Genomic DNA, 3359 nt, shown 5'->3' with positions numbered 1-3359 from the left:
CCAACTCCCGCAGCTGCAAGGCAACCTGGCCCACCTCGGCCTCCGCCGGCGGCGGGGGGCCGCCGCGGCGCCCCCCCCCCCCCGCCGCGAGGCATGCAGCCATCAGCCGATGACAACCGCCTCCCGATCTCCGCCGGGCAGGCCCAGGGAGGCGCGCAATTCCGGGGATCCCGTCGGATCGAACCGGGAGATCCTTCGTGCCGGAACGAGCCCGGGCAGGAGCAAGGTCCACATGTCGGCGACGCGCTGATGCAAGTCTTCGCGCCCGGTCCGGACCTGGGACATGATCTGTACGCCGGCGAACGCGCCGACGACGTAGACCGCGGCGTCCGTCACGTTGGCGTCGGGCTTCACGTCGCCGCGTCCCTGCGCAGGGGCAAGGAAATCTCGTACCGTCTCGATCCACTTGTTGTAGATCGTCGGATTGGGATCCGTGAACGAGCCGAGCTCGATGACCAGCCGTATCCCGGCCCGGACGCGCACGCTGGTGCGCAGGTCGTACGCCATCCGATGCGTGAGGTCGATAGCGGTCTGCACGCCCGGCCGCTCAGTTGCCTCGAGCACTGACGCGACATCGAACTGATCGGTCATCAGGGCTTGGGCGAGCGCTTCCTTGGAGGGGAAGTGGAAGTACAGGGCGCCCTTGGTTACGCCGGCCTGCTGGGCGATGTCCGACAGGCTGGTGATGCCGAAGCCTGCCGCGTCGAAGGCATTCGCCGCTCCGTCGAGGATCGCCTGCCGGGTGATCTCTGCTCGCTCTTGCCGTGTTCTCGCCACGTCGCCTCCTGTTGCCGCGGCGCGGATGGTGGTCTTCCATCCTTCCGGTGATCACCGCGGCTTCCGTCAACGGTCATCCTCCACCTACTTGCCAAAAAATACCAGTCGCCTAGTATTCTTCTGACCGAAGCTTGAACCAGCCGCTCGATGCGGCTGTCGCTGTCTGTCCTGCTCAACCCCCCTATTGCCGTGCTCGACACGGATGCCAGGAGGCTAGAGGATGACTGCACTTCTGCAAGCCGACCGGCCCGATTTCATGCGGGCCGAGGTCACCGAACAAGATCTCTTCGAACAGTCCGTCCCCCGCGCGCTGGTCCACCGGGCAGCAATCTCCGAGGTGTTGCTGACCGGGGTCAGGCGCTGTAGCGAGGACACCTTCCGGTTGGGAGCCCAATGGTCGCGGGGCCACAGCTATTACGGAGCCGTCGCCGCCCGCTGGCACGACCCCATGCTGTTCGCCGAATCGATTCGTCAGGTAGGGCTCCTGCTCGCGCATGAAGCCCTCGACATACCCTTGGGTTTCAGCTTCCTCACGAACACGATGTCGTTCGACGTCACCGAGGAGAGCGCCAGACTGGGGCGGGGGCCCGCGCACGTCGTGCTGGATGTCAGGCTCCACAGCGTGGTGCGCCGCAAGAACGTCGTCTCCGCCTACGCCTATGACGTCGTCGGCTACCGCGACGGTTGGCCCATCGGATCCGGAAGCGTGACGGCGAACGTCGTCAGTCCGGCCATCTACCGGCGGCTGCGGGGCGATCGTGCGGGGGCGACCGCGCCGCGCGATCTGCCAAATGGCATGATGCCCGAACTCGTCGGCAGGACCTGCGAATTCGACGTCGTACTCAGTGCGCGGTCCACCGACGGAGTGCGCGAGCTGCGAGCCGACGCCGACCACCCCGTGCTCTTCGACCATCCCCTCGATCACATCCCCGGCATGGTCGTGATGGAGGCGGCACGCCAGTCGGCTCTCGCCGCGCTGGGATTCCCGGAGGGGCTGCTTGTCGGCTGTGATGCCGTATTCCACAAGTACGTGGAGTTCGACTCGCCCTGCCATGTGTCCACGCTCGGGATTGACAGGAGCACGTCAAACACACACTCGCTCTCCGTCCAGTTCCACCAGGCCGAATCCCTGGTGGCCACCTGCCGGGTCGTCGTCCATGACGGCTCGGGGAAGTGAGTCTGTCGATGACTGCGGTGGTTCCGAGAAGACGGAATGGCCTCGAGCGGGTCGCTGTGGGGACTGACGCCGACGCGGTCCTGGTGGTGGGTGGCACCGGATTCATCGGAAGTGCCGTGCTGAGAGAGCTGATCCGGGCGCGTACGGCAGGTGGGAACACCCCCATTCTGCGTGTGCTGTCACGCAGACCCCTTCAGGCGGTGACCGAAGCCGCCGAGGTGCAGCATGTGGTCGGGGATCTGGGCGACCCGTCCACCCTCCGCGGCATCTGCTCGGGGATCGGGACGGTGATTCATGCCGCCAGCTACGTAGGGCGCGACGTCCGGCAGTGCGAGGGCGTCAACCACCTGGGCACGCGGGCCCTGATCGAGGAGGCCGACCGACATGGCGTTCGGCGTTTCGTCTATGTCAGCACCGCTTCCGTCTACGGAGCAGGCCCCCACCGCGGGCCCCACGAGGGGCAGTTGAACCCCGCTCCGGCCTCACCGGCCAGCACGTCGCGTCTGCGGGCCGAGGATGAGGTGCGTGCCGCGGGTGGGACCGTTCTGCGTCCCCACCTCGTCTACGGGGCGGGAGACCGCTGGTTCGTGCCCACCTTGGTGCGTGTACTGCGGCAGGTGCCGTCCTGGCCCAAAGGAGCGTCGGCGAGGAACTCCGTGATCGCGGTCGAGGACCTGGCCCGTGTCATCGTCACCTTGGCGCGTTGGCCTTGGCCGCACGGTGGTGGTGAGACGTATCACGTGGCCGACCCCCGACCGCTGTCCATGGGGAGCCTTCTCGTACGTCTGCAGGGACTGCTGGGCTTGCCGGAACCGCGCTGGGTGCCGAGCGCGGAGCACCGCACCCTGGTGCGCCACGCGCTACCTGGACTCTCCGATCACCAGTACGCCCTCCTCACCGAGGACCACTGGTACGACACGGGCCGGATCTGGCACAAGGCTGAGCTGGACCCCGGCCCGGGGTTCGAGAAGCGCTTCGCTGCTTGTTCCTCCTGGTACGAGGACCTCATGGCGGGCAGCCCGGGTGCGTGAACGGGCGGGGCGGCGTCGTCGAGAACGGCGCCCGCCCCGCCCGTCAGTCGATGCTCCTGACGATGTGCGGCTCGGCGGGATCGTCGTCCACGCCGGCCAGAAGGAGGACGGGGACCTGCCCGTGGTCGGTGAAGTGTCGTTCCTGCTCCCGTTCTTCGTCGTGCATGTGTCCTCCTGATCGCTCAGTAGCGGTAGTGGTCGGGCTTGTACGGGCCGTCGACCTCCACGCCGATGTACGCGGCCTGCTCCGGGCGGAGCGTGGTCAGCTTCACGCCGAGCGCGTCCAGGTGGAGACGGGCGACCTTCTCGTCCAGGTGCTTGGGCAGCACGTAGACGTCGGTCGGGTACGCGTCGGGCTTGGTGAACAGCTCGAT

Annotated in this window: 5 protein-coding genes; 2 read left to right on the top strand and 3 right to left on the bottom strand. The window is 67.2% G+C overall.

The window, feature by feature from the left end; all coding sequences use genetic code 11:
• Positions 1–102: 102 nt before the first annotated feature.
• The gene (locus ABT063_RS51730) at positions 103–777 is read right to left on the bottom strand and encodes a ScbR family autoregulator-binding transcription factor (protein ID WP_351069293.1); all 675 of its coding nucleotides are present in this window, start codon (positions 775–777) and stop codon (positions 103–105) included.
• 220 nt (positions 778–997) lie between these two features.
• On the opposite strand from ABT063_RS51730, the gene ABT063_RS51725 reads away from it, so the two are divergent.
• Both ABT063_RS51725 and ABT063_RS51720 read left to right on the top strand, forming a co-directional pair.
• Positions 998–1954, top strand: a complete 957-nt coding sequence (locus tag ABT063_RS51725; RefSeq protein ID WP_351069290.1) for a ScbA/BarX family gamma-butyrolactone biosynthesis protein — start codon at positions 998–1000, stop codon at positions 1952–1954.
• Positions 1955–1971: 17 nt separating this feature from the next.
• Positions 1972–2985: an NAD-dependent epimerase/dehydratase family protein gene (locus ABT063_RS51720; protein WP_351069295.1), complete on the top strand. Its 1014-nt coding sequence runs from the start codon at positions 1972–1974 to the stop codon at positions 2983–2985.
• Between the two features lie 43 nt (positions 2986–3028).
• On the opposite strand, the gene ABT063_RS51715 is transcribed toward ABT063_RS51720, so the two are convergent.
• Positions 3029–3151: a hypothetical protein gene (locus ABT063_RS51715; RefSeq protein WP_351069289.1), complete on the bottom strand. Its 123-nt coding sequence runs from the start codon at positions 3149–3151 to the stop codon at positions 3029–3031.
• 16 nt (positions 3152–3167) lie between these two features.
• Positions 3168–3359: adenosylhomocysteinase (locus tag ABT063_RS51710; RefSeq protein ID WP_351069276.1), on the bottom strand; the 192-nt coding region annotated here is incomplete at its 5' end.

Origin of the sequence: Streptomyces sp. NPDC002838, assembly GCF_040295365.1 — a bacterium.
Classification (GTDB): Bacteria; Actinomycetota; Actinomycetes; order Streptomycetales; family Streptomycetaceae; genus Streptomyces.
This window is presented reverse-complemented; position numbering and strand designations above follow the sequence as displayed.